Genomic DNA, 23,871 nt, shown 5'->3' with positions numbered 1-23,871 from the left:
GGTTTGCCAAGGGGGGGATCGCCCCCTATCATGCCGCCATCCATGATAAAGAGAGCGGTAATGATGGAAGAGACCAAGCGCCACCCCGATGGGGAGCTGTTGCTGAGAACCCTGGCAATGCCAGCCGATACCAACCCCAATGGCGATATCTTCGGCGGGTGGATCATGTCCCAGATGGATATAGGTGGGGGCATCATGGCCAAGGAGCTGGCAAAAGGGCGCATCTGTACCGTCTCGGTGGAGGGGATGACCTTCCACAGCCCGGTCAAGGTGGGTGACGTGGTGTGCTGTTACGGTCGCTGCCTCAAGATTGGTCGCAGCTCCATGCGACTCAAGCTGGAGGTCTGGGTCAAGCCGGTATTGCGGGAGAACGAAGCCCAGCGGTACTGCGTGACCGAGGGCGTCTTCACCTATGTGGCCATCGACGATCAGGGCAAATCCCGCCCCGTCCCGGTCTGAGTCTGCTCAGATGAGCCGGGCATTGATGATGGATATTTCCTGCTCAAGCCCGGTTTTTTGCCGTATCATGCGCTCCAGCATCTCTTCCGACCCCACGCACTGCCGGGTGTCGAACAGACAGAGATCACATTGGGGATCCCGCCTGATTTGATAGACGGTGGAAAGCTCCACTTGATGACAGGTTCCCTGTTGATCGTAAAATGTCACGCGGTACTGGTGCTGTCTCGCCATCGTTGAATTCCTTCTGGATGAGTCGGGCCGGACACGAATAATGAGACTAGTCGGCGACCGTGGCCTGTGTGAGGGCCATGTCGTCTTGCAGAGGCAGGTGATTGTTAGCCAATGAAAAATAGTTATCGGATTCTGGGAACGTCCCTGCTGACGTTGGGGCTGGTCGGTTGCTTCGAGGTGCCGGATCAAGATCATCTGGTGACTGCGGCAGGTATCATACCTGGCGCAAGTTGTGACAGACCACCTCTGGTGGCGCTCGCCTCCACGGCCTTGCCGAGGGAGTTTGGCATCACCGTCTGGAACCTCTACAAGGGACAACGCAAGAACTGGCGGGAAGGGCTGGATGAGTATGCCAAGTCCCAGGATCTGGTGCTGCTGCAAGAGTCGGCGACCCGGCCCGAGATGCTGGACTGGCTGAAGAGAGGCGATTTCCAGTGGCAGCAGTTGCAGGCCTTCACCCAGGGAGGTGTCTCCTTTGGCGTGATGACGGTGGCGAAAACGCCGCAGGCGTTTGTTTGTGGCGTCCGTTCCCCCGAACCCCTGCTGCGCATCCCCAAGTCAGGTCTGGTCAGTCTCTATCCCTTGCAAGGGGATCCTGACGGCGTGCTGGTGGTGAATCTCCATGCGGTCAATTTCGAGCTGGGCATGGCGACCTTTCGCGAGCAGCTCAACGATCTGACTGCGTTGATCCATCGCCACCAGGGGCCGGTCATCCTGGGCGGCGATTTCAATACCTGGAGCGACAAGCGTGCGTTCTGGTTGAACAAGCTGGTGGGCGAGCTTGGCCTGCAGGAGGCCATACCTGTGCCTGATCTGCGTCGCACCGCCTTTGGCCGCCCGCTGGATCACCTCTACTATCGCAATCTGGATCTGGTGGAGGTGAGTTCACCGGCTACCGATGCCTCTGACCACAACCCCATTCTGGCGCGCTTTGCGGCCCAGGCCATCACTCCCTGAGTCATCCCTCAGGGGAGAGCGGCGTCGCCGCTGGTTCATGCAGACAAAAAAATACCCCGCATCAAGCGGGGTATTTTTTGGATTGCGACGAGCGATCAGCTGTTGTTCTTCACGAACAGAGTCAACTCCTGACCCGGCTTGAGATAGTCACTCTTGCCGAGCTGGTTCCAGCGCATCACATCGTTGACGGCGACCTGGAAGCGGGCTGCGATGGAGGAGAGGGAATCACCGCGGCGCACCTGATAGACCATGGACTTGTTGCTGCTCTTGCCCTGCTTGGGCCAGACCACCAGCTTCATGCCAGGCTTGAGGGCCGACTTGGCGTTCAGGCCGTTCCACTTGGCCAGGTCGGCGTGGGTGACCCCGTGTGCCTGGCTGATGCTCCACAGGTTGTCACCGGAGCGCACCTGATAGTTCACCTTGCCACCACTGCGGCTGGCGAGCTGCTGCGGCTTGCTCTGGGCAACCTGGGTTGCGCGCCCACCATTGGGGATGATCAGGCTCTGGCCACGGCGCAGGTTGTTGCCGCGCATGTTGTTGGCCAGCTTGAGCTGTTGCACGGTCACCCCGTGATTCTGGGCGATCCGTGACAGCGTATCACCACTGGTGACCTGATAGGAGCGCACACCACGGGTACGTTCACGCTGGGGCAGATCGGCCAGGGCCAGCTCCAGGGTGTCGGCGTACTCGACAGGGACCAGCAGGTTGTAAGGGCCCTGCGGCGAGGTCATGCCACGCTTGAGCGCAGGATTGAGCGCCTTGAGCTGGGAGGCGGAAACGCCAGCCAGCTGGGCGGCCACGTTCAAATCAATCTGACCACCGGTATTGATGGTTCGCAATTGCGGCTTGTTGGCCAGCACCGGCAGGGTGACATTGTATTTGTCCGCATTGCGGATCATGTCGGCCATGGCCAGGATCTTGGGCACATACATCCGGGTTTCGCGGGGCAGGTCCAGCGACCAGTAGTCGGTCGGACGACCAGCCCGTTCGTTGCGGGTGATGGCGTTGCGCACCCGACCTTCACCGGCATTGTAAGCGGCCAGGGTCTGCAGCCAGTCACCGTCGAAGAACCGGTTCAGGTACTCCAGGTAATCCAGTGCGGCATTGGTGGATGCCAGGACATCGCGTCGACCGTCGTACCAGTTGTCGTGGCGCAGGCCGAAATTCTTGCCAGTTGCAGGAACGAACTGCCAAAGACCGACCGCATTGCTGCGGGAGCGGGCATTGGGATCGAACATGCTCTCGATCATAGGGATGGTAATAAGCTCCATTGGCAGCTCACGCCGTTCGATTTCCTCTACCATCAGATACAGGTAGGGCTCAGCCCGGCTGGCAATGGTCGCCATATGCTTATCATTGCGCAACAACCAATCACGCTGTTGGCGAACCCGGGCATTATCGTGCGAGTCCAGCTGCATATCATCGCTGATACGCACCCACAGGTTATCAGTGTCATCCAGCTCTTCTATCTGTTCGTCGCCGAACAGCATCCGCGAAGAGTGTTTTTTGTACGTTTTCTTGCTGACTTGGGGGGATTTGATCGGCTCGATTGCCGTTACCGCCCGGTCATCCTGATGGCTCAGGTTTTGACAGCCGCTGAGAAACAGCGCTGCCAATAAGGCCGTTCGTAGCTTCATCTCGCTCAGGTCATCTGTGGAAAAACAGCTCGCATCATAAGGGGCAATGCCCCCCTGATCAAGGTTTGTTCAAAAAACGTCCTTCCAGGCCCGCAGAACAGCGAAGGTATCCTCTGGATTTTCCAAGCATTTAAGGGCGTATTTCTCAGCAGAAAATTTTACCGAGTCCTGCTCGCAGCGCAGAAAAACATTGAAATTCCGCTCATCTCCCAGCCGGGAGGGGAGACTCGGGAGGCCCTGCTGACGCAGTTTGCTGATCACGCCGATCTGCCGCTGGATCGCCAGGTTGTCGGGCTCGACCGCATGGGCGAAACGCAGGTTGGAGAGGGTGTATTCATGGGCACAATAAAGGAGGGTCTCATCGGGCAGTGCCGCGAGCCGTTGCAAGGAAGTGTACATCTGTGCCGGGGTCCCTTCGAACAGACGGCCGCAACCGGCGCTGAAGAGGGTATCGCCACAAAACAGCATGCCCTGGCCGTAATAGGCGATATGCCCCAGAGTATGACCGGGCACATGGAGGACATCCAGACTCAGGCCATGCCAGTTGATCTGATCCCCGTCGTCGAGCCACTGGCCGTGATGGTCCGGCATGGGGTCATGCTTGGGACCATAGAGGCGAGCGTGGGGGAAGTGTTGCAGCAGCTCGGATACGCCCCCGACGTGATCGCGGTGGTGATGGGTCAGGAGGATGGCATCCAGCACCAGATCCAGCGCAGCCAGCCGTTCCAGCACGGGAGCGGCGTCGCCCGGATCGACGACCAGACAGTGATTTTCATGACGGATCAACCAGATGTAGTTGTCGCTGAAGGCGGGAACTGTGATGACGGTATACATGGGTCGAGGTCTCTTGTGTTCTCTTTAAGGAAGGGATCTTATATAACTGGATGGCATTCGCCCCCGAGTTGGTCCCATTATGCAACTGGCACGTACCGAACAACAGATCGCGCTTCCGACCAGTTGGTCCGCACTGCCCATGGGGGACTGGGTGGCCGCCGAGCTTCAGGAGCGCCTCGACAACTGGTGCCCCCACCTCTTTGGCTATCACTTGCTCAAGATAGGTGCCCTGAGCGCCGAACTCTCCTGCGGCTGTTCCACCATTCGTCATCAAATCGGTGTCGCCCCCGGCGGACGGCTGCTGGACATCCAGGGGGATCCGCTCGCCTTGCCGGTGCGATCGGGGAGCGTGGATGCCTGCCTGCTGGCTCACTGCCTCGATTTCTCGCCGGATCCTCATCAGGTGCTGCGGGAGGCAGAACGGGTGCTGACCGACGATGGCTGGCTCATTGTCAGCGGTTACAACCCGCTCAGCCTGGTGGGGCTGGGTCACTATCTGCCCTTCATGCGGCGGCATCTGCCCTGGTCTGCCCGCATGTTCACGCCCGCACGGGTGACCGACTGGCTGCAATTGCTCGGCTGCGAGGTGATGTTCGACGAGCGGTTCGGTTTCTCCTTCATGGGCAGGCAGAGCAAGATCGGCTGGTGGCGGGAGAGTCTGGGGCGGGACTATTGCCGCTCCCTGGCGTCTGTTTACGTGATTGCCGCCCGCAAGCGGCGTTTCCCCGTGACACCGGTACGTCGCCGCTGGCGGCTGCCGGAGTCGATGGCCGCGCCAGGAATGGCGCGCCAGGGCGGCTAGCGGGCATCAGGGCTGGTAGCCGATGTCTTCGGCAAGTTGCTTGCCGCTGGCGGCCTCACGGGCCAGCTCGTCACAGCGTTCGTTTTCCGGGTGGCCCGAGTGTCCCTTCACCCAGAGCCATTCGATCTGGTGACGGGCCACTTCCGCATCCAGGGCCTGCCAGAGATCGACGTTCTTGACCGGCTGACGGTTGGCGGTCATCCAGCCCTTCTTCTTCCAGCCGATGATCCATTGGGTGATCCCCTGGCGCACATACTGGCTGTCTGTGGTAAGCCGCACCTGGCAGGGTTCGTTCAGGGTCCGCAGCCCCATGATGGCGGCCATCAGCTCCATCCGGTTATTGGTGGTCAATCGAAAACCTGCGGAGATCTCCTTGCGATGCTTGCCATAGACCATGACGGCACCATAGCCGCCGGGGCCCGGGTTGCCTAAGCAGGAGCCATCCGTGAATAAATCAATCTGTTTCAACATGAGCAATCAATCTGTTTTAGCGAGAGGCTTGGGGTAAACTAGCGAGTAAAACCGAAGTTTGACATGGATTTGATCATGAGCACACCCCAACTGAATCGCCAGATCATTCTGGATACCGAAACCACCGGCATGAACACCGCGGGCGGCCCCGTTTATCTTGGGCACCGCATCATCGAGATCGGCTGTGTGGAGGTGATCAACCGCAAACTCACCGGCAACCATTTCCACGTCTACATCAAGCCGGATCGGCTGGTGGACCCCGAGGCCATCGCCGTGCACGGCATCACGGATGCCTTCCTGGCGGACAAGCCCTCTTTTAGCCAGATAGCGGACGATTTCATCGAGTTCATTCGCGGCGCCGAGCTCATCGCCCACAACGCCCCCTTTGACGTGAGCTTCATGGACTATGAGTTCAGCAAGCTCGGTCTGAACTTCAAGACGGCGGATATCTGCGGCATCACGGATACCCTGGCGATGGCGCGGGATCTCTTCCCGGGCAAGCGCAACAACCTGGACGTGTTGTGCGATCGCTACGGCATCGACAACTCTCACCGTACCCTGCACGGCGCCTTGCTTGATGCGGAGATCCTGGCGGACGTCTACCTCCTGATGACGGGTGGCCAGACCAAACTCAATCTGGCGAGCGAAACCAGCGAGAGCGAGACCAGCCAGGATACCGGCATTCGTCGTCTGGAGAGCAATCGCCCGCCGCTCAGGGTGGTTCGCGCGAGCGACGAGGTGGCGGCTGTCCATGAAGCGAGGCTGGATCTGGTACAGAAAAAAGGAGGTGCCTGCCTGTGGCGGCAATGAGATCGCTTTGGGGGCTGCTGCTGCTGGCCTCCCTCCCGGCCGCGGCCAACGAGGTGTTTGCGCCTTCCGACATTCCTCTGCTCGACAACCGCTTTCGCATCGATTACGGCGTGAAGGAGATCACCTTCATCATCAAGCGCAAGCCGGGGACGCCCTCGGTGATCCTGGTGCGACCCGATGGCAGCAAGCTCTATGTGGGCAAGGTCAAGCCGCCCGACGTGGGCTGGTTGCCCCTCAAGGATCAGGATCTCATCACCATCCGCGACCCCATGCCCGGCCCCTGGCAGGCGATCGGGGAGGTGGACCCCGACAATCGGGTGCGCCTGCTCACCGACATCCAGGTCGAGAGCGAGCCGCTGCCGGCCCGCCTCTATCAGGGTGAGCGGGTCAAACTGCAATCCCGTCTGCTGATCGATGGCGCGGCGCCTGGGGCGGGTTACTACCTCACCGATCTGGGCATGACCGTCAAGCTGCAGCAGTTCAACGATGCCAGCCAGAGCGGCGATCCCGTGTTCGAGGAGACCCTGGGACGCTACATGGATGATGGCAAGGGAGTGGACGAAGTGCCGGGGGACGGTATCTTGACCGCCGAGGCGGTACTGGACGTTCCTGCGGGAAAATACCGAGCCCTCTTCAGCACCGGCAATGAGGTCTTCTCACGAGCCCAGTCACAGCAGGTGCTGCTCTACCCCTGGCCGGTCAGCTATTCCCTGAATCCCCCCTCCGGGGAGGGGGGAGCCAAGCTCTCTCTGATCATCGATGTGGATGAACTGGATCCCGCCTCCGTGGTCATCCAGGGCAAGGCCATCGACGGCGGGGGCAGTAGCATGACGTTCAACGAGGTGGCGACAGCGCCGCGTTTTGGCGTGGATCTCTCCGCCCTCAAGGCGGCAGGGCAGTACAAGGTGGAGGCCACCCTCTTTGGAACAACCCGGCTCGGTCGCGAGGTGCAACTGCAATTGCCGGCCAAGTCGTTCACCATAGCACCGCCTCCCCCCCCTCCCGTACCCTCTGCGGCCATGCCCGCATCCGCCGCCACCCCCGACCGGTTCGAGGAGCGGGAGAGTCCGGTCTGGCTGCCCTGGGCGCTGGGGGGAGGTGGCGTGTTGCTGCTCTTGCTGGGGGCCGGTGGTTTCATTCTGCTGCAAAAGCGCCGCACCCTGCACAAGGCGATGGCGGCGCAGAAGGCGCAACTTGAAGAGACGCCAGCAACCCCCAAACTGGATCTCAATCTGCCGGAGCAATAATTCCGCGCACATTGCAAAGAAGCCGCCCAATGGGCGGCTTCTTCATGGTGGCAAGTGGATGGGGTGAATCCGATATCAGTGAGCGCCGATATAGATGTCTTTGTACTGCTCGCGAATATCGAGGAACTTCTCCAGATTGGCCAGCATCAGGTCCACCAGGAGGGGGTCGAAGTGCTCTCCTTTCTCCTCCTTGATCAGCGCCAGCACCTGATCCAGCGGCCAGGCCTGCTTGTAGCAACGATCCGAGCCCAGGGCATCGAACACATCCGCCAGGGCGACGATGCGTCCTTCCAGCGGAATGTCCTCTCCCTTCAATCCGCGGGGATAGCCGCTGCCATTCCACTTCTCGTGATGGTTGCCCGCGATGGTGGCGCCTATCTGGAACAGTGCCAGATCACTGCCGGAGAGCATGTCCTGCCCAAGCTGGGCGTGGGTTTTCATGATCTCCCACTCCTCGGGAGTGAGTTTGCCCGGTTTGTGCAAGATGGCGTCCGGGATCCCCACTTTGCCGATGTCGTGCAGGGGAGAGGCCCGCTTGATGAGCTCGCACCTGTCCTCATTCATGCCGAGCAGCTTGCAGAACAGTTCGGTGTAGAGGGCCACCCGCTTGACGTGCAAGCCGGATTCTTTCGAGCGGCTCTCCACCAGTTCGCCGATGCGATAGATGATCTCTCGCTGGTTGTCACCGATCACCTCGTTGAGCCGGATATTCTCCAGCGCCACTATGATGTTTTCGGTGAACAGGCTGAGCAGCCCGGTATCCATCTGGCTGAGCGGGCGAGTGGTCTCGATGTGGAACAGCAGGTGATGACGGGCATTCTGGCAATAGAGCACCATCTGGTTGCCATCGTAGACATTGGCTCCCTTGGCCATGGCACAGCGCAGGATTTCCGGCGCATCGACGAGGCGCAGCATGGGACCATCGCTGAGCAGAGGCTCGAGCACCTGATCCCGCACCTCATACGCCAGGTGCTTCACATCGTAAATCTGGGACTCTTCCAGATTGAGCAGGGCGCTGAGCTGGGTCTGGGCTCCTTCGACGAACTGGCGCAGGGCACGCTGCTCGAAGATCCCCTTGGACGCCTCGATGACCTTCTCCAGCCCCTGTCGATTGCTCTCAAGGGTTCGGATGTCCCGGTAAGAACGCAGGCTGGCGCGCAGCAGGGTGCGCAGTTTCTGGGAGGTAAGCTCGGTCTTGTCCTTGTAGTCGTTGATGTCGTAGTTGGTCACCACGTCATCTTCCGGGGCCTGGCCGGGCTGACCGGTTCGCAGCACGATGCGCACCATCTTGTTTTGCAGCTCGTCGCGCACGAACTTGACCACCTCGAGACCGGCATGATCGACCTCCATGACGACGTCGAGCAGCAGCAGGGCGACATCCGGGGTGAGGGCGAGCAAGGCTTTGGCTTCAGCCGCAGAGTAGGCGTGCAGAAAATCGATCGGCTTGCCGTCGAATTCAAACTTGTTCAGGGTGATTTTGGTGATGCGATGCACTTCGGGTTCATCGTCCACTATCATCACCTTCCAGCCGGCGGGACGCGGTGCTGATTGGGGAAGATCTTCATCATCAATAATCAGGATTTGATCATCCATTATGCAATCCTGTGTGTGATCCTGTGCTTACCTTAACCGCTTCATTCAATATAGGAAACGGATTGATATCCAAAATATGATCCAGTCGGTTTCTCTTTCTTCGTATCGGATGCCATCCACCAGCCCTTTCATGAAAAACGCCTCCACAAGGGAGGCGTTCTGGCATCAGAGGCATCAAGCTGCCCTGTGATATGCGGAGGCTTCAAACAGTGCCTTGTTGGCCACCAGGTCGACGGGATCGAAGTCATCGACGTTGATGGTGCGAAGGCGACTCTCCTCGGCGCGCCGCAGCAGGTCCGCTTCGGCCTGGTTGATGACACCGAGGCTCAGGCCCGCCTCTGCCACCTTGTCGAGCTGGGTGAAGGGGCGTTTGCTCCCTTCGGCCTTGCACACCTTGTCAAACAGTGGCTCTGCGGTCAGCACATCGTCCAGCGCCTGTTCCAGCAGCCCGAAGGGGTTGCCCTCCTCGCGCGTCAGATATTGGCCCTCGGCCAGACGGTTGCGAGTGGCACTTGGCACCTGGAGCAGGCGGGCCACCTGGCTGTCGAGCTTGTCGGAGGGACGCTTCAGGTCGCGACCAAGGGGTAGCACGATGGCGCGCAGGGCCAGACCAATCCAGCGATTCGGGAAGTTGCGCAGCAACTCGTCGATCGCTTCCTGAGCCTTGAACAGGGCGTCTTGCAGTGCCCAGTGCAGCAGCGGCAGGTCGGCCTGCTGGCGTCCTTCATCCTGATAGCGCTTGAGGGCGCTGGAGGCCAGATAGAGCTGGCTCAGCACATCGCCGAGGCGGGCAGAGACCCGCTCTTTGCGCTTGAGCTCGCCACCCAGGGTGCCCATCGCCATGTCTGACAGGAAGGCCAGGTTGGCGGAGAGGCGAGAGAGCTGCTGATAGTAGCCCTTGGTCTGATCCTTGTAGGGCGCGGCGGCGAAGCGGGCACCGGTCAGCCCCAGCCAGAAGCTGCGCACCAGGTTGCTGATGGCAAAGCCCACGTGGCTGAACATCGCCTTGTCGAAATCTTTCAGCGCCTGCTCTTTGTCGGGGTGGCTGGCGGCCAGCATCTCCGGCAACACGTAGGGGTGGCAACGGATGGCTCCCTGACCGTAAATGATCATGCTGCGGGTCAGGATATTGGCTCCTTCGACGGTCACGGCGATGGGCGCACCCTGATAACCACGGGCCAGATAGTTGTTCGGCCCCATGCAGATGGCCTTGCCGCCATGGATGTCCATTGCATCGATGATGCACTTCTGGGCGCGGTCGGTGAGGTGGTACTTGACGATGGCGGAGATGACCGAGGGTTTTTCACCGAGATCGATGCCGGTGACCGTCAGTTTGGCGGCGGCGCCCATGATGTAGGCGTTGCCACCCAGGCGTGCCAGCGGCTCTTCAATCCCTTCCATCTTGCCAATCGGCAGCTTGAACTGGCGACGGATGCGGCTGTAGGCACCGGTGGCCAGGGCCAGCATCTTGACGCCGCCCGTGCTGTTGGAAGGCAGGGTGATGCCGCGACCGACGGAGAGACACTCCACCAGCATACGCCAGCCCTGACCGGCCATGGCCGGACCGCCGATGATGAAGTCGAGCGGGACGAACACGTCCTTGCCGCGGGTCGGGCCGTTCTGGAACGGCACGTTGAGCGGGAAGTGGCGACGGCCGATGTCGACCCCCTTGATGTGGGTCGGAATGAGGGCGCAGGTGATGCCGAGCTCTTCTTCCTCACCCAGCAGGTGGTCAGGATCACGCAGCTTGAAGGCGAGACCGAGTACGGTGGCGATGGGAGCCAGGGTAATGTAGCGCTTGTTCCAGGTCAGGCGCATGCCGAGCACCTCTTCCCCTTCCCACTCGCCTTTGCAGACGATGCCGAAGTCGGGAATCGAGCCCGCATCAGAACCCGCTTCCGGGCTGGTCAGGGCGAAACAGGGGATCTCTTTGCCGACGGCCAGACGGGGCAGATAGTAATCCTTCTGCTCGTCAGTACCGTAGTGTTGCAGCAATTCACCCGGCCCTAAGGAGTTGGGAACGCCGACGGTGGAGGCGAGCACGGCGCTGGCGCCGCACAGCTTTTGCAGCACGCAGGACTGGGCGTAGGCGGAGAACTCCAGCCCGCCATATTTCTTCTTGATGATCATGGCGAAGAACTTGTTGTCCTTCAGGTATTGCCACACCTCGGGAGAGAGATCGGCACGCTCGTGGGTCACTTCCCAGTCGTTGACCATGCGGCACACTTCTTCAACCGGGCCGTCCATGAAGGCCTGCTCCTCGGCGCTGAGGGTGCTCACCGGAATGGCGTGCAGCTTCTTCCAGTCCGGGTTGCCGGCAAACAGATCCGCTTCCCACCAGGTCGTCCCCGCTTCGATGGCTTCCTTCTCGGTTCGGGACATCTCCGGCATGATGGACTTGTAGATCTTGAACAGCGGCTTGGTCAGCTGGTTGCGGCGAAACTCCACCAGATTGAGGGGCAGGGCTATCACCGCGAACAGCGCCCACACCAACAGGGGCACATGGCCATAGAAGGTGCCGGCGACCAGGGCGGCGGCCGTGGCAAGCGTGGCGGTGAACAGGGACGCACGGCGATAGGCCATGGCGCCGATCACCAGGATCACCCCGAGCAGAGTGAGGGTCGTCGTCATTGTTTGCTCCTTGCATGAATTGCCGAGGTTGGGAAATTGGCGTTAACCGATCCAGAGGTCTGACCTGTTGGATGTGGCCCCTGTTGTAATTCATACGCACAAACTTATCAAGCTGTTTACAAGCCCGTTACCTTGGCTCTGTGATCGGCATAACGCGCTGCCCGTCCCATCTTGGCGGGCGGGGGGCGACGATTGGACTGGCTTGTGCGACAATGCCGCCACCCTATATTGGACGACGAGATTTCAAGAACCATGTACCAAGAACTGATCCGCAACGAGTTGACCGAAGCTGCCAGCGTGCTTCAGGCGTTCCTGGCAGATGAGCAAAATCTGAAAAACATCGAGGCGGCGGCCAGGCTGCTCGCCGACTCCTTCAAGCAGGAAGGCAAGGTACTCTCCTGCGGCAACGGCGGCTCCCACTGCGATGCCATGCACTTTGCCGAGGAGCTGACCGGTCGTTATCGCGAGAACCGCCCAGGCTATGCCGGCATCGCCATCTCCGATCCCAGCCACCTCTCCTGCGTCTCCAACGACTTTGGCTATGACTATGTCTTCTCTCGCTATGTGGAGGCCGTCGGCCGCCGTGGTGACGTGCTGCTCGGCATCTCCACCAGCGGCAACTCCGGCAACATCCTCAAAGCCATCGAGGCGGCCCGTGCCAAAGGGATGAAGGTGATTGCCCTGACCGGCAAGGACGGCGGCAAGATGGCTGGTCTGGCCGATGTGGAGATCCGTGTGCCGCACTTCGGTTATGCCGACCGTATCCAGGAAGTGCACATCAAGGTGATCCACATCCTGATCCAGCTGGTTGAAAAAGAGATGGCCAAGTAATCAACGATCCGGGATTGAGAGGGGGGGATGGGCGACCATCCAGGCCCTCTCGTCCAGCCGTGACGGTTGATTGACGAAACCAGAGTCAAGACATTCAGGGAGTGGATGGTATATGTGCGAACTGCTCGGCATGAGTGCCAATGTGCCGACCGACATCTGCTTCAGCTTTACCGGGCTGATGCTGCGGGGCGGCAAGACCGGTCCCCACAAGGATGGCTGGGGGATCACCTTCTATGAGGGGCGGGGTTTTCGCACCTTCAAGGATCCCGAACCCAGCGCCCAGTCTCCCATCGCCAAGCTGGTCCAGGCACTGCCCATCAAGAGCCGTGCCGTGGTCAGCCATATCCGGCAGGCGAACCGGGGGTGTGTCTCCCTGGAAAACACCCACCCATTTACCCGAGAACTGTGGGGCCGTTACTGGACCTTTGCCCACAATGGCCAGTTGACCGGTTACAAGAGGCTGCCCACGGGGCGGCACCGCCCGGTAGGCGACACCGACAGCGAGCACGCCTTCTGCTGGCTGCTCGACAGGCTGGAGCACAAGTACCCCAAACGGCCGGCAAATTTCCCCGCCATGTTCCGCTACCTCGCGACCCTGTGCGACGAGCTGCGCGGGCTCGGGGTGTTCAACATGCTGCTGTCGGACGGAGAGTTCGTGATGACCTATTGCAGCAACAACCTTTACTGGTTGACGCGCAGGGCTCCCTTTGGCGAAGCCCGTCTGCTGGATGAGGATGTGGCCATCGACTTTCAGAGTGAAACCACGCCGAACGATGTGGTGACCCTGATCGCCACCCGGCCGCTCACCGGCAACGAGAATTGGGTGAAGATGGTGCCCGGGGAGTTCTGCCTGTTCAGGCTGGGCGAGCTGGAATATGGCAATGCAGCCAACTTGTTGAACCAGAAATAAAAAATACCAGGGTAGATGTCTACCCTGGTTCTTCGCAGCAGCCATACAGGCAAAAAGGGATGAGAGAGGTGTTGCTGAGCCGCATCATTCTCATGGGTTGCATTGTTACTTTAATGTTAATTTTGTGACAACCTTTATCTCTCTCCATTCTGACTGACATACCGATAACTTGAAGCTGCTCACATTCTGGTGTCCCAAGAGCATCCGGAGCGATACGGGCATGCCCGAAGGGCGGGTGACAGCGGGGCTGTGGGTCCGCTATATTGTGGTCTGTTTGAATACCATCATAGGGAAGAGAAGATGGAGTGGCTGGATCAGAAAGTGCTGCGACAACTGGCAGATGACATCGGTCACGAGATGATGCCGGTCGTCATCTCGGTGTTTGTCGAAGAGGTAGGCGAGCAGTTGGCCCAATTAAGACCGCTTTTTGAGCAGCGGGACTGGTCAGCCCTGGCGCGTCTTGCCCACAGCATGAAATCGTCCTGTGGCAGCTATGGCGCCAAACCCAGCTATCAGCAGGTGATGGATCTGGAGTCCGCCTGTCGCCGGGAAGATGAGCAAGAGGCCGGCAGACTGCTGGCTGAGCTGGAGCACTCCCTGCCCCAGGTCTTCACCCATCTGGCCCAGTTTCACTGATCCAGAGGGGCATCAGCCCGCCATGTCGCGCTCGCCAAGCCTGCTCAGGATCACGGTGTCGAGTGCCAGACGCAGCTTGAGGCGGTCGTGGCGGTGGGGGAGGGCCGCTTCACCCAGCTCGGCCCGAACGAGGCAGTGCTGCAACTCGGGTACCTGGGGGCCCTCGGGAGCCAGAATGGCATCGATCCGGCCGCTGCCTATCCGCTCTTCCAGCCAACGATGTTGACTGGACAGTGACAACTGGCCTGCCGGACCCTCTTCGTCCACCAGATTGCTGATGAACACGACGATGGCGCGGCTGCTGCTGATCGCCTCCGCAATCTCGCGCAGCAGCAGAGGAGGCATGATGGAGGTGAGGAAGCTGCCCGGCCCCAGGATGATCATGTCGGCCTGGCTCAGCGCCTCGACCGCTTCGCGCGTGGCGGGCACTACCGGTTTCAGGCTCAGGGCCCGTGGCGGCGTGGTGAGCTGATCGATGGAGACCTCCCCCAGGATCTGATCGCCACAGACGGTGTGGGCGCACAGATCGGTGGGATGCTCGGACATGGGCAGCAGATTGGGTTCAATTTCCAGCATGTCGCTGATGAGCCGGATGGCATCCAGGGGGCGCACGCAGAGGTTGTCGAGGGCCAGCAGCATCAGGTTGCCGAGGTTGTGGCCCGCCAGCTCGCCGCGGCCGGTAAAGCGGTGCTCGAACAGCTGGCTACCGATGCTGGGGGTGGTCACCAGCTGGTTGAGGCAGTTGCGCAGATCCCCCCAGGCGATGCACTCCTGGCTTTTGCGCAGGCGTCCGGTGGAGCCGCCATCATCCGTGGTGGTGACGATGCCCGTCAGCCGGGATCCCAAGAACGACAGGGAAGAGAGCACCCGGCCCATACCGTGCCCGCCGCCGATGGCGACAACCCGGTCGAAGTCATTGATATTTTTCTGCCACATGCAGTGATCCCGTGGGAGGCCAGTGAGCACCATTCTAGTCTCCATGGCCAGGTAATTGTTTGATAAGGGTATGATTTTTGCTTGATGCCAGCATCCCGTACCCCTAGGAGACGATGTTGAACTTCCTGACGGCTCACTCGCTTGCCGAGACGACCCCACTGGCCGCCCAACAAGTTACAGAGCGGTTGTATGCCCAGTCATCCCATGTTCCATCGCTGTTGCTGGTCTATTTTACCCAAGCACACGAGGCGGCGGAACTGCGCCGTGCGCTCAAGGCACGTTTTCCCGATACCCGGCTGATCGGTTGCAGCTCCTGCGGCGGTATCCTGACCCAGGATGGCCATCATGGTCGGCATGGCTGGAGCCTGTCGGTCGCCGCCCTTTATGATGACAAGGGGGCCTATGGCGTGGCTGGCCAGATGGGGGATCAACCGGATGTGCGGGCATTGCTGCGCCGCGCCATCGCCGATGGTGGCCGACCGGGAGAGCTGCCGCAGCTCGTGTTGCTGCACACCAGCCCGGGGTTGGAGGAGGTTGTGCTCGCGGGGATCGACGCCGAGTTTGGCGCGACCGTTCCCGTCGTCGGCGGGTCGGCGGCAGACGACGGCGTGGCCGGGCAGTGGCAGCTGTGCTGGGACGAAGGGGAGGGATCACAAGGGTGCGTGTTGGCGGTGCTTTACCCCGATTGCCAACTGGCGTTCCAGTTTCATTCAGGCTATGTACCCACCGAGTGTCGCGGCATCATTACCGGGATAGACGGGCGGGAGGTGCTGACCATCGATCACGAGCCGGCGGCCCGGGTCTATGGTCGCTGGACCGAGCGTGCGACGCCCTGGCCGGTGGGCCCCATCCTCAGGGAGACGACGCTCTCGCCACTGGCCCGTCAGGTCGGCATGCTCGATGACCTGCCCTACTACAAGCTCTCCCATCCCGAGGCGGTGACGGCGCGGGAGGGGCTGCGCCTCTTTACCGAGACCCGACTGGGAGAGCGGCTGCTGCTCATGTACAGCAGCCAGGAAGGATTGTTGCAGCGCAGCCTGAATGCGGTGAATATCGAGCCTGAATATGGCATGGCGAGCAATATGCGCCCCTTTGGCGCCCTGGTGGTGTTTTGTGCCGGTTGTCGGCTGGCACTGGGGGACAGGCTGGGGGACATCGTCAGTCAATTCAGTCAGAGGCTGGGTGAGATCCCCTTCATCACGCCCTTTACCTTCGGTGAACAGGGACGATTACCCCATGGTGAGCTGGCACACGGCAACCTCATGGTGTCGAGCGTAATCTTCCTCGAGAGCTGACATTGTGCTGGATTCAAGATGATAGGCAATAGCGAACTCGAAACCCTGGGTGACAAACTGCAAACCACGCTGGTGGAGCTGATGCGTTGCCGGGAGCGGGAGGCCAGATATCGGGAGGAGTCCCAAGCCCTGCTGTGCGGGGTGGCGACCCTGGCACAGGCCCAGAGTCTGGAGCAGGTACTGGAGAGTCTCATTCTTGCTCTCAAGCCCTTTATCGGATTCGAACAGGCGGACGTGGTCGCCTGGGAGGCCGTAGGGGGCAGCACCCATCTGAGCACCCAGCCGGACGAGGTGGGCCGGACCTGGTCGCTGACACCGCTCTTCTCCAGGGCCATCGAGGGGGAGACCCTGGTCATCTATGATCCCGCCCAACTGCCTGAGCTGGCGCCGCTGGCGGGGGCGCCGGGCTGGGCCAGCGTCATGATGACAGGCTTGCAGGGACCGGGGTTTTCCGGTGTGCTCATCTGCCGACACAGCGTGGCGGGCACCTTCGATCTCAAGAGCAAGGCAGCGATGCAGCGTTGTCGCCCGCTCATCTCCCAGGCCCTGGTCAACATCGCCTATCGGGCTCGCCTGCAAGAACAGGTTGACCTCAAGACCCTGGCCCTGCAGGCCAGCGAACAGCGTTTTCGCAGTTTTGCCGCCATGGCCTCCGACTGGTTCTGGGAGACCGATCCCCAGCACAGGCTCAGCTATGTCTCTGCCCCTGGCTATCAGGGGGAAGTGCTGGCCCGCCAGACGGGGAGAAGCCTCTATGATTTTGCCCACGACAAGCAGGACCCGGCCTGGAGCCACTACCGGCACCTGATCGCCCACCATCTGCCGGTGCGGGGAATGCGGGCCCAGGTGATGCTGGCGGGCGGGCCTTGCTGGATGGAGATCAATGCGGAGCCTTGTCATGATGACGGTGGCCGCTTCCTTGGCTATCGGGGCACGGCGCGGGAGATAGGCAGCCAGATCCGCCGCGAGCAGGAGCTGGCGCGGGCGCGGGACGATGCCGAGACGGCCAACCGTGCCAAATCCCAGTTCCTCGCCATGATGACCCACGAGATCCGCTCTCCCATGAACGCCGTGCTGGGGATGCTGGATCTGCTGCAGCACGGCCGGCTCGACACTCCGCAACAGACCCTCATCGGCCATGCCACCCACTCTGCGCATCTGTTGCAGACCATCATCGACGATGTGCTCGATTTCTCGAAAATAGAGTCACATACCCTGACGCTGCACTGTGAACCCTTTCAGCCAGCCGAGCTGTGCCGTGCCCTGGTGGAGCCCTTGCAGGCACAGGCCAGTGCCAAGGGCATCACTCTGCACTGGCATCTGGATGAGACGCTCCCCGAACGCCTTCAAGGGGATGCCGTCCGCCTCTCCCAGGTGATAGGCAACCTGCTTGGCAATGCCGTGAAGTTCACCTCCGCCGGCAGCGTGCGTCTGGCGTTGACCTGGGAGGAGGAAAAGTTGGGGGTCATGGTCAGCGACACGGGGATCGGCATCTCCACCGAGGATCAGGCGTTGCTGTTCGAACCCTTCTATCAGGTCGACAGTTCGGCAACCCGCCGCTTCTCCGGCTCGGGGCTCGGACTGGCCATCTGCAGGCGGCTGGTGCAGCTGATGGGGGGAGACATTTGCGTGCAGAGCACGCCTGGGCTGGGAAGCTGCTTCTGGTTCGAGCTGCCCGGGATGGCCTCTCCCTGTGCTCCGGCCACCGCCCCCGGCAGTGAAGAGTGCGCCAGACTGGAGCTGGATGTGTTGGTGGTGGAAGATAGTCCGGTCAATCAACTGGTGGTATCCCTGATGCTGCAGAAGCTGGTGTGCAGGGTGAGGCTGGCAGGCAATGGTCTGGAAGCCCTGGCACAGGTGGCGAAGCAGCAGCCGGACCTTGTCCTGATGGATATGCGGATGCCGCAGATGGATGGGCTGGAGGCGACCCGGCGCCTGCGGGACATGGGGTGCGAGGTGCCCATCGTCGCGCTGACGGCCAATGCCATGATGGAGGACAGGGCCCGCTGCCTTGCCCAGGGCATGAACGATTTTCTGGCCAAACCCATCAGTCTTGCCAGGCTGCGAAGCTGCCTGCTCCGCCATTGCAGGTGATGCCGGCCGATTTTGGGTAAAAAAAATGGTCAACCTGGTGGTTGACCAATTCTTCAGCAAATACTGAAGAGAGCACGGGATAAATCGGGTTGTACGGTTTTATATGAAAAAGTCGTGCCAACTTTTCAAAACCTGTTATTTGCGGCCTGTAGCTGAATTGTGTGTTATTTATCGCTACCGTGATTGCAAAATGCAATTCTCATTTTTTCATTATAAGAATGCAGTGCCGAGAATTCGCGTTTTGCAAACCAACCGTTGACTCACTCTTTGACTCACTGTGCGATCAGTCGGCGCAAGAACTGGCGCGCCGCTTCACTGTTCTGTTTGGCAATCAACATCTGTTTTTCATAGATCGGCATGGGCAGGATCTCGAGCCAGCGTTGGCAGAGCCAGGCTGCATCGTCGAACTGCTTGTCCGGGTAGAGCTCATCCAGTTCCGGGTATTGTGCAAAGACCTCTCTCAATCGGCTGACCAGCTGGTTGTCGCTGACATCAGAATCCGCACTCGGCCAGTTGGGCAGTGGCTCGACCTGGGCGTGCCTGAGGCCTGCGTCATCCGTTTCCATCTCGTGGATGCAGAAGCGTTCAAGGCCGAGCACGGTGACCCCGAGCAAACCGTCGTTGAGGGTATAAAAATCAGTCACCTTGACGCGGGTTCCGACCGGGAGAATCCGTCCGCAGGTACCCGTGCTGGTAGTCTCTTCCATCACGATGCCAAAACCCCGATCCTCGAGGAAGGACTCCTTGAGCATCTGCAGGTGGCGCGGCTCGAACAGGCGAAGGGGGAGCTTGCCGCCGGGCAGAATATGGGACGGCAAGGGGAACAGTGCCAGTTGTTGAAGTTTCATGTTCCATCCTCCTAATCAGTCATTGCTGAATGTGACAATGCAGTGACCGTGCCAGAGAGAGGTGGCGTGGCGAAGGGGTGAGATATTTCCCGTGGTTATTTTTAATATCCATTTAAAATCAATCTATTGTGATTTGATGTCGCGAATGCAAGCAAGGTAGTGCGAAAGGGATTCAGGTGAGGTGTTAGGGCGCCGAACATGCCCCGTGTGCAGAATGAGTCTATTTTCGCATATTGCAAATTTGATTCATGCAAAATGCCTGTTACAGACCCATTCAGCGATTGGGGGCAAAGGCCAGGGGATCAGGTGGTCAATTCGGTGTGCTGTGTCATGCCGTCCAGCATCAGGGCGGCTATCTCGTCATACATCTGCGACCAGGCCAGTGCCAGTGCCGGGGTAAAACCACTGCCGAGACGCCGTGCCAGTACCTGGGTCAGCGCCTGTTTGAGCAGCGCAAACTGGTGGGGTTGAACGTTGAATCGCTGGTGACGCCTGCCGAGATCGCGAATGATGAAACCCAGTGCATCCAGCTGGGAGAGGCTGGTGATGACGGTGTTCAGGGTGTCCGACACCTTGGCAACAGGCAGCTCCTGATGTGGGGGAAAGAGGGCCCTGAGTTCGGGGGACAATCTGAACAGCTCTTCATACACCTCCTGGACATAGCTGTCGTTCAGGGCGCTCACCCTGCCCCAGGCTTTCTGGACCAGCTCTATCTGCTCAAAGGTCATGTCGATGTTTCCTTCCCGTGCGATGTCATGAAAATAATAATCCATCTACTCAATAGAGCACCGGGTTCCGCGCCATTTGGGGAAAAGAAGAGGGGGCCAGCAAGGAGGCACGGATGGTGACCCCTTGCTGGTAGGAGGCCGGGACCTCAGTTGCGCTGTTCCAGGTACATGACGGCTGCTTCGACGCGGCTTTGGGCCTCGAGCTTTTTCAGCAGGCTCTTGACGTGGACCTTGACGGTTCCCTCGGAGATATGGAGCACGGAGGCGACCTGCTTGTTGGACAACCCCTTGGCGATTTCACGCATGATCTGCATCTCGCGTCGGGTCAGGCTCTCCAGCTTCTGCTGCAGGTGGTCCAGCTCGTAGATGTTCTCGAGATAGGGACGTAGCGGCTCGCTCAGGATCTGCTTGCCGGTCATCACGTCAGCCAGCTGGGCCAGCAGCATGTCAGGCTCGGTGTCCTTGAGCAGATATCCGTCCGCGCCTGCCTTGAGCAGGGCAACCACATCCTGGCGGGCGTCAGAGACGGTCAGGATCACCACGCGGGAAGTCACCTCTTCGGCCCGCAGCGCCTTGAGGGTATCGAGACCTGACAACCCCTTCATGTTGAGGTCGAGCAGGATGAGGTCCGGTTCGGACTCCTTGGCCATGGCCACGGCGTCGGTGCCGTTGGAAGCCTCGCCAACCACGTCGATGTTATCTTCCAACTCCAGCAGTTGCACAATTCCCTTGCGCATCAGGGGGTGGTCATCCACGACCAGAACACTGTATTTCATCTCGTCCATCAGGCGTCTCTTGTTAGGCTGGTGGGAAAGGTCAGGTGTATGCGGGTGCCCCCGGAGGGCGGTTCACTGATGGTCAACTGGCCGCGCAATTTGCTGGCGCGTTCATTCATGATGCTGAGACCGTAGTGATTCACCGCCGAGCTTGCGCCCCTTATTCCAACACCATCGTCTGCAATCTGAACCTGGATGTTACCATCAGCCAGGGTCTCACAGCTAACGTCAATGTGCCGCGCGCTGGCATGCTTGATGGCATTGAGCACTGCCTCACGGATCAGCTGCAGGATGTGGATGTGCTGCCCCGCTTCAAGGTCGGTGTCCGTCAGTCCGTACTGGAGCCTGATGTCGGCGTGCGTCTGGGGTTTGAGCTGCTCGAGCATGACCGCGATGGCTTCACCCAGGTTGGCATCGCCGATGCTGAGGCGGAAGGTGCCGAGCAGTTCGCGCAACTGGGTATAGGCATTGCTGAGTCCCTCGTCGATCTGCTCCATGGCTGCCTCGGTCTTGGCCCTGTCCCCCTTGGCGAAGGAGCGCTTGAGCAGAGTGGCCTGGATCTTCAGGTAGGAGAGGGCCTGGGCGAGGGAGTCGTGCAGTTCACGGGCGATGACGGCGCGCTCTTCCATCAGCAGCAGGCGCTGGTGCTGCAGCAGGGTCTGATCCTTGTGCAGCACCTGGGCCAGCAACATGGAGAAGTTCTTCATCAGCCGCTCGTCGATGGGGTGGCCGCTTATCATGTCGAGCCGGCCGTACTCCTCGTCATCCATCTGCAGGTAGAAACTCACCACGGCGTCCAGATCCCCCGGCCACCCCTTTCGCCCTGTGATGTAGACCGGCATCGCATTGTGCTCGAAGCGGGTGAGGCGGATGTACTCGATGTGCTGGTGGGCGGCGGCCCGCTCCAGCAGCTTTTGCAGGGTGCGGCGGCTGAGGGGCGCCGCGTGCAGTTTCTGGGCGGTGGAATAGAGGAAGGAGAGGGTGTCGTTGGCCTGTTGCAGCTTGGCCGTTTTCTCCTCCACCTTGCTTTCCAGCTCCCGGTAGAGTTTGCCAAGCTCGTCGGCCATGGTCGCGAACGCCCCCGACAGCTCTCCCAGCTCGTTTTCACAGTGAGGGGGCAGGGTGAGATCGAATTCCTGACGCTGGATCTGGCGTGCGCAATAGACCAGCTGATTCAGGGGCGCCACCACCTGCTGGCGAGTGAAGCGCACCGTGCACCAGGCGATGGTGATGATGGCGAGCAGACCCAACCCCTCTGCCAGCGCCAGCATGCGCACCTTGAACTCCACGTGGTACTGCATCTGGTTGACGAAGTCATCGATGGCGGCGACGAACTGTTCCGTATTGTCGGTATAACGGCTGGGGGTGGCATTCTCGATGTGTTCGCGCATCACTTGCCATTGCAGCAGGACTTCACCATAGGTGCGGCGCAGTGAGGCGGGCGTGATCCAGCGCTGGGTCTCCTGCAGCTCGGGGGCATGAAGGGTCTGTTCAAACTGGGCGAGCCGGCCGAGGACGACCTGATCCTTCTCGATTTCATAGGCCATGCGGTAGGCCTGCATGCGCAGGGATCCCGACAGGTTGATGGCCTTGGCATCGGGAACCGAATAGAAGAGGGTGACCATGGCCACCACGGCGATCAGGCTGGCCATGAACAGGATCAGCACCATGGAGCGACCGATGGCGCTGCTGACCGACTGCACTCTGAACCATTTTCCCATGCCGACCGGCTCCCTTTTCACCCACAAAGACCCCACAAAGTAGCATGGGAGTGTACTCCAAGTTGTGCTAGCATCGAAAAACTAGATGAACTCCGAGCGATTTTGCCTAAGTCATTGAGATAGGGGGAGATCGCCGTCAGCCGATGTTCGAGCTGAAAGGGTCAGGAAAGAAATGCCCTGGCCTCCCGTATTTGGAAAGGTGTTTATGTTGCCACTTGAAGATGGTTTTTCCCGTCGCTTTTACTATTTGCGTCTGTCGGTCACCGACGTCTGCAATTTCCGCTGTACCTACTGTCTGCCGGACGGCTATCAGCCGCCGAAAGGAGATGGTGAGGGGCGCCAGTCCTTCCTTTCCCTGGAGGAGATCCGTCGCGTCGTCTCCGGGTTTGCCGCCATGGGGACGCGCAAGGTGCGTCTGACCGGAGGCGAGCCCTCCCTGCGCCGCGACTTCACGGCCATCATCGAGACCGTGGCCAATACCCCCGGCATCGAGAAGGTGGCCATGACCACCAACGGGTATCGCCTCAAGGAGCGTGCCCGCGAGTGGTTCGATGCGGGGCTGACGGCCCTTAACGTCAGCGTCGACAGCCTGGATCCCCGTCAGTTCCACCAGATCACCGGCGAGAACAAGCTGGCGGAGGTGATGGCGGGGATAGACGCCGCCCTGAGTGCCGGATTTCGGTCGGTCAAGATCAACGCCGTGCTGCTCAAGGGGCTCAATGATCATCAGCTCGAGACATTCCTCGCCTGGATCCGCGACAAACCCATCGAGCTGCGTTTCATCGAACTGATGCAGACCGGCGAGATGGACGCCCTGTTTCGCGATCACCATACCAGCGGTGAACTCATCAAGCAGCGCCTGCAAGAGAGCGGCTGGGTGCAGCAGCTGCGCGGCCTGGATGATGGCCCTGCCCAGGTGTTCACGCATCCGGACTCGAGGGGCGGGGTGGGGCTCATCATGCCCTACAGCAAGGATTTTTGCGCCGGTTGCAACCGGCTGCGGGTCTCCTCCAAGGGCAAGCTGCACCTGTGTCTCTTTGGCGACAACGGGGTGGAACTGCGGGATCTGCTCACCGATGACAGCCAGCAGGAGGCGCTGCAATGGCGTATTCGCCAGGCGCTGACCGGTAAGGCCGCCACCCATCGCCTCCATGAAGGCAATGCAGGCATGACCCCCCACCTGGCCTCCATCGGCGGCTGACAGCCGCCGTGCACTTCAAATAACCTTCGATTAATTATCAATCCTCACATAGGGGTAATTTACCTTGCCCCTGCTGTGTCTAATTGCGCCAAGGGTTTGATCCAGCGCAAGAATCCCCCCTGTTTATCTCCCTGGTGGTATATCCCCTGACTTGTCAGGGCCGCAATATACACCCACGCTTATAATTGGTATTGAAAATGCCAGTCACGGGATCCGCGCGGGG

23 protein-coding genes and 1 riboswitch are annotated in these 23,871 nt (G+C 60.2%); of the genes, 12 read left to right on the top strand and 11 right to left on the bottom strand.

What is annotated here, in order from left to right; translation table 11 throughout:
• Nucleotides 1-60: 60 nt before the first annotated feature.
• Complete coding sequence (yciA, locus tag BGO64_RS01860; RefSeq protein WP_029314261.1) at nt 61-459, top strand: acyl-CoA thioester hydrolase YciA; 399 nt, start codon at nt 61-63, stop codon at nt 457-459.
• Nucleotides 460-465: 6 nt separating this feature from the next.
• Here the strand turns inward: yciA and BGO64_RS01855 are convergent, their stop codons facing one another.
• Nucleotides 466-690 carry a hypothetical protein gene (locus BGO64_RS01855; protein WP_010674132.1) on the bottom strand — a complete coding sequence of 75 codons (225 nt, stop codon included), beginning with the start codon at nt 688-690 and terminating at the stop codon, nt 466-468.
• A gap of 111 nt (nt 691-801) precedes the next feature.
• On the opposite strand from BGO64_RS01855, the gene BGO64_RS01850 reads away from it, so the two are divergent.
• On the top strand, nt 802-1,647 hold the full coding sequence (locus BGO64_RS01850) for an endonuclease/exonuclease/phosphatase family protein (RefSeq protein WP_029314263.1): 846 nt from the start codon (nt 802-804) through the stop codon (nt 1,645-1,647).
• A gap of 95 nt (nt 1,648-1,742) precedes the next feature.
• Here the strand turns inward: BGO64_RS01850 and BGO64_RS01845 are convergent, their stop codons facing one another.
• Nucleotides 1,743-2,993, bottom strand: coding sequence for a LysM peptidoglycan-binding domain-containing protein (locus tag BGO64_RS01845; RefSeq protein ID WP_010674134.1), 1,251 nt, complete (start codon nt 2,991-2,993; stop codon nt 1,743-1,745).
• Here BGO64_RS01845 and BGO64_RS01840 point away from each other — a divergent pair, their 5' ends adjacent.
• Nucleotides 2,994-3,266: a hypothetical protein gene (locus BGO64_RS01840; protein WP_010674135.1), complete on the top strand. Its 273-nt coding sequence runs from the start codon at nt 2,994-2,996 to the stop codon at nt 3,264-3,266.
• 87 nt (nt 3,267-3,353) lie between these two features.
• Here the strand turns inward: BGO64_RS01840 and gloB are convergent, their stop codons facing one another.
• Entirely contained in the window at nt 3,354-4,118 is a 765-nt protein-coding gene (gene gloB, locus BGO64_RS01835; RefSeq protein ID WP_286700074.1) for a hydroxyacylglutathione hydrolase, read from the bottom strand.
• 79 nt (nt 4,119-4,197) lie between these two features.
• Here gloB and BGO64_RS01830 point away from each other — a divergent pair, with 79 nt between their 5' ends.
• Nucleotides 4,198-4,920, top strand: coding sequence for a class I SAM-dependent methyltransferase (locus BGO64_RS01830; protein ID WP_010674137.1), 723 nt, complete (start codon nt 4,198-4,200; stop codon nt 4,918-4,920).
• A 6-nt stretch (nt 4,921-4,926) separates the two neighbouring features.
• Here the strand turns inward: BGO64_RS01830 and rnhA are convergent, their stop codons facing one another.
• Nucleotides 4,927-5,391: a ribonuclease HI gene (rnhA, locus tag BGO64_RS01825; protein WP_045525326.1), complete on the bottom strand. Its 465-nt coding sequence runs from the start codon at nt 5,389-5,391 to the stop codon at nt 4,927-4,929.
• A 75-nt stretch (nt 5,392-5,466) separates the two neighbouring features.
• Here rnhA and dnaQ point away from each other — a divergent pair, with 75 nt between their 5' ends.
• Nucleotides 5,467-6,201, top strand: a complete 735-nt coding sequence (gene dnaQ / locus BGO64_RS01820) for a DNA polymerase III subunit epsilon (RefSeq protein ID WP_041212726.1) — start codon at nt 5,467-5,469, stop codon at nt 6,199-6,201.
• The gene (locus tag BGO64_RS01815; RefSeq protein ID WP_053288601.1) at nt 6,198-7,448 is read left to right on the top strand and encodes a TIGR03503 family protein; all 1,251 of its coding nucleotides are present in this window, start codon (nt 6,198-6,200) and stop codon (nt 7,446-7,448) included. Before dnaQ ends, BGO64_RS01815 begins: the two co-directional genes overlap by 4 nt.
• Nucleotides 7,449-7,523: 75 nt before the next feature.
• On the opposite strand, the gene BGO64_RS01810 is transcribed toward BGO64_RS01815, so the two are convergent.
• Nucleotides 7,524-9,041 (bottom strand): HD domain-containing phosphohydrolase, encoded by a 1,518-nt coding sequence (locus tag BGO64_RS01810; protein ID WP_039038835.1) that lies wholly within the window; start codon nt 9,039-9,041, stop codon nt 7,524-7,526.
• 174 nt (nt 9,042-9,215) lie between these two features.
• Nucleotides 9,216-11,672: an acyl-CoA dehydrogenase FadE gene (gene fadE, locus BGO64_RS01805; RefSeq protein WP_286700073.1), complete on the bottom strand. Its 2,457-nt coding sequence runs from the start codon at nt 11,670-11,672 to the stop codon at nt 9,216-9,218.
• Nucleotides 11,673-11,924: 252 nt separating this feature from the next.
• Between fadE and lpcA the strand changes: the two genes are divergently transcribed.
• From lpcA to BGO64_RS01790, 3 genes are all read left to right on the top strand, one after another.
• Nucleotides 11,925-12,503, top strand: coding sequence for a D-sedoheptulose 7-phosphate isomerase (lpcA, locus tag BGO64_RS01800; RefSeq protein ID WP_010674142.1), 579 nt, complete (start codon nt 11,925-11,927; stop codon nt 12,501-12,503).
• A 112-nt stretch (nt 12,504-12,615) separates the two neighbouring features.
• Nucleotides 12,616-13,413 (top strand): class II glutamine amidotransferase, encoded by a 798-nt coding sequence (locus BGO64_RS01795; protein WP_010674143.1) that lies wholly within the window; start codon nt 12,616-12,618, stop codon nt 13,411-13,413.
• A 300-nt stretch (nt 13,414-13,713) separates the two neighbouring features.
• Nucleotides 13,714-14,049 carry an Hpt domain-containing protein gene (locus BGO64_RS01790; RefSeq protein WP_010674144.1) on the top strand — a complete coding sequence of 112 codons (336 nt, stop codon included), beginning with the start codon at nt 13,714-13,716 and terminating at the stop codon, nt 14,047-14,049.
• Nucleotides 14,050-14,061: 12 nt separating this feature from the next.
• Here the strand turns inward: BGO64_RS01790 and BGO64_RS01785 are convergent, their stop codons facing one another.
• Complete coding sequence (locus BGO64_RS01785) at nt 14,062-14,985, bottom strand: gluconeogenesis factor YvcK family protein (protein ID WP_286700072.1); 924 nt, start codon at nt 14,983-14,985, stop codon at nt 14,062-14,064.
• 113 nt (nt 14,986-15,098) lie between these two features.
• Here BGO64_RS01785 and BGO64_RS01780 point away from each other — a divergent pair, with 113 nt between their 5' ends.
• Complete coding sequence (locus BGO64_RS01780; protein ID WP_280094407.1) at nt 15,099-16,280, top strand: FIST signal transduction protein; 1,182 nt, start codon at nt 15,099-15,101, stop codon at nt 16,278-16,280.
• Between the two features lie 18 nt (nt 16,281-16,298).
• The gene (locus BGO64_RS01775) at nt 16,299-18,374 is read left to right on the top strand and encodes an ATP-binding protein (protein ID WP_286700071.1); all 2,076 of its coding nucleotides are present in this window, start codon (nt 16,299-16,301) and stop codon (nt 18,372-18,374) included.
• A 272-nt stretch (nt 18,375-18,646) separates the two neighbouring features.
• Here BGO64_RS01775 and BGO64_RS01770 read toward each other — a convergent pair whose 3' ends face one another.
• From BGO64_RS01770 to narQ, 4 genes are all read right to left on the bottom strand, one after another.
• The gene (locus BGO64_RS01770) at nt 18,647-19,222 is read right to left on the bottom strand and encodes an LON peptidase substrate-binding domain-containing protein (protein ID WP_041212730.1); all 576 of its coding nucleotides are present in this window, start codon (nt 19,220-19,222) and stop codon (nt 18,647-18,649) included.
• A 302-nt stretch (nt 19,223-19,524) separates the two neighbouring features.
• Nucleotides 19,525-19,950: a globin domain-containing protein gene (locus BGO64_RS01765; RefSeq protein ID WP_286700070.1), complete on the bottom strand. Its 426-nt coding sequence runs from the start codon at nt 19,948-19,950 to the stop codon at nt 19,525-19,527.
• 146 nt (nt 19,951-20,096) lie between these two features.
• On the bottom strand, nt 20,097-20,735 hold the full coding sequence (gene narL / locus BGO64_RS01760; RefSeq protein WP_039038841.1) for a two-component system response regulator NarL: 639 nt from the start codon (nt 20,733-20,735) through the stop codon (nt 20,097-20,099).
• Nucleotides 20,735-22,447, bottom strand: coding sequence for a nitrate/nitrite two-component system sensor histidine kinase NarQ (gene narQ, locus BGO64_RS01755; RefSeq protein WP_042882582.1), 1,713 nt, complete (start codon nt 22,445-22,447; stop codon nt 20,735-20,737). Before narQ ends, narL begins: the two co-directional genes overlap by 1 nt.
• Nucleotides 22,448-22,525: 78 nt before the next feature.
• Nucleotides 22,526-22,665, top strand: a riboswitch (molybdenum cofactor riboswitch).
• On the opposite strand from narQ, the gene moaA reads away from it, so the two are divergent.
• Nucleotides 22,653-23,648 carry a GTP 3',8-cyclase MoaA gene (gene moaA / locus BGO64_RS01750; RefSeq protein ID WP_216987565.1) on the top strand — a complete coding sequence of 332 codons (996 nt, stop codon included), beginning with the start codon at nt 22,653-22,655 and terminating at the stop codon, nt 23,646-23,648. (Overlaps the previous riboswitch by 13 nt.)
• The last annotated feature ends 223 nt before the right edge of the window (nt 23,649-23,871 follow it).

The organism is Aeromonas sp. 62-46 (assembly GCF_001898585.1).
GTDB lineage: Bacteria > Pseudomonadota > Gammaproteobacteria > Enterobacterales > Aeromonadaceae > Aeromonas > Aeromonas caviae.
Note: the sequence above shows the minus strand (reverse complement) of the source record. Positions and strands in the feature narration are given on the sequence as shown.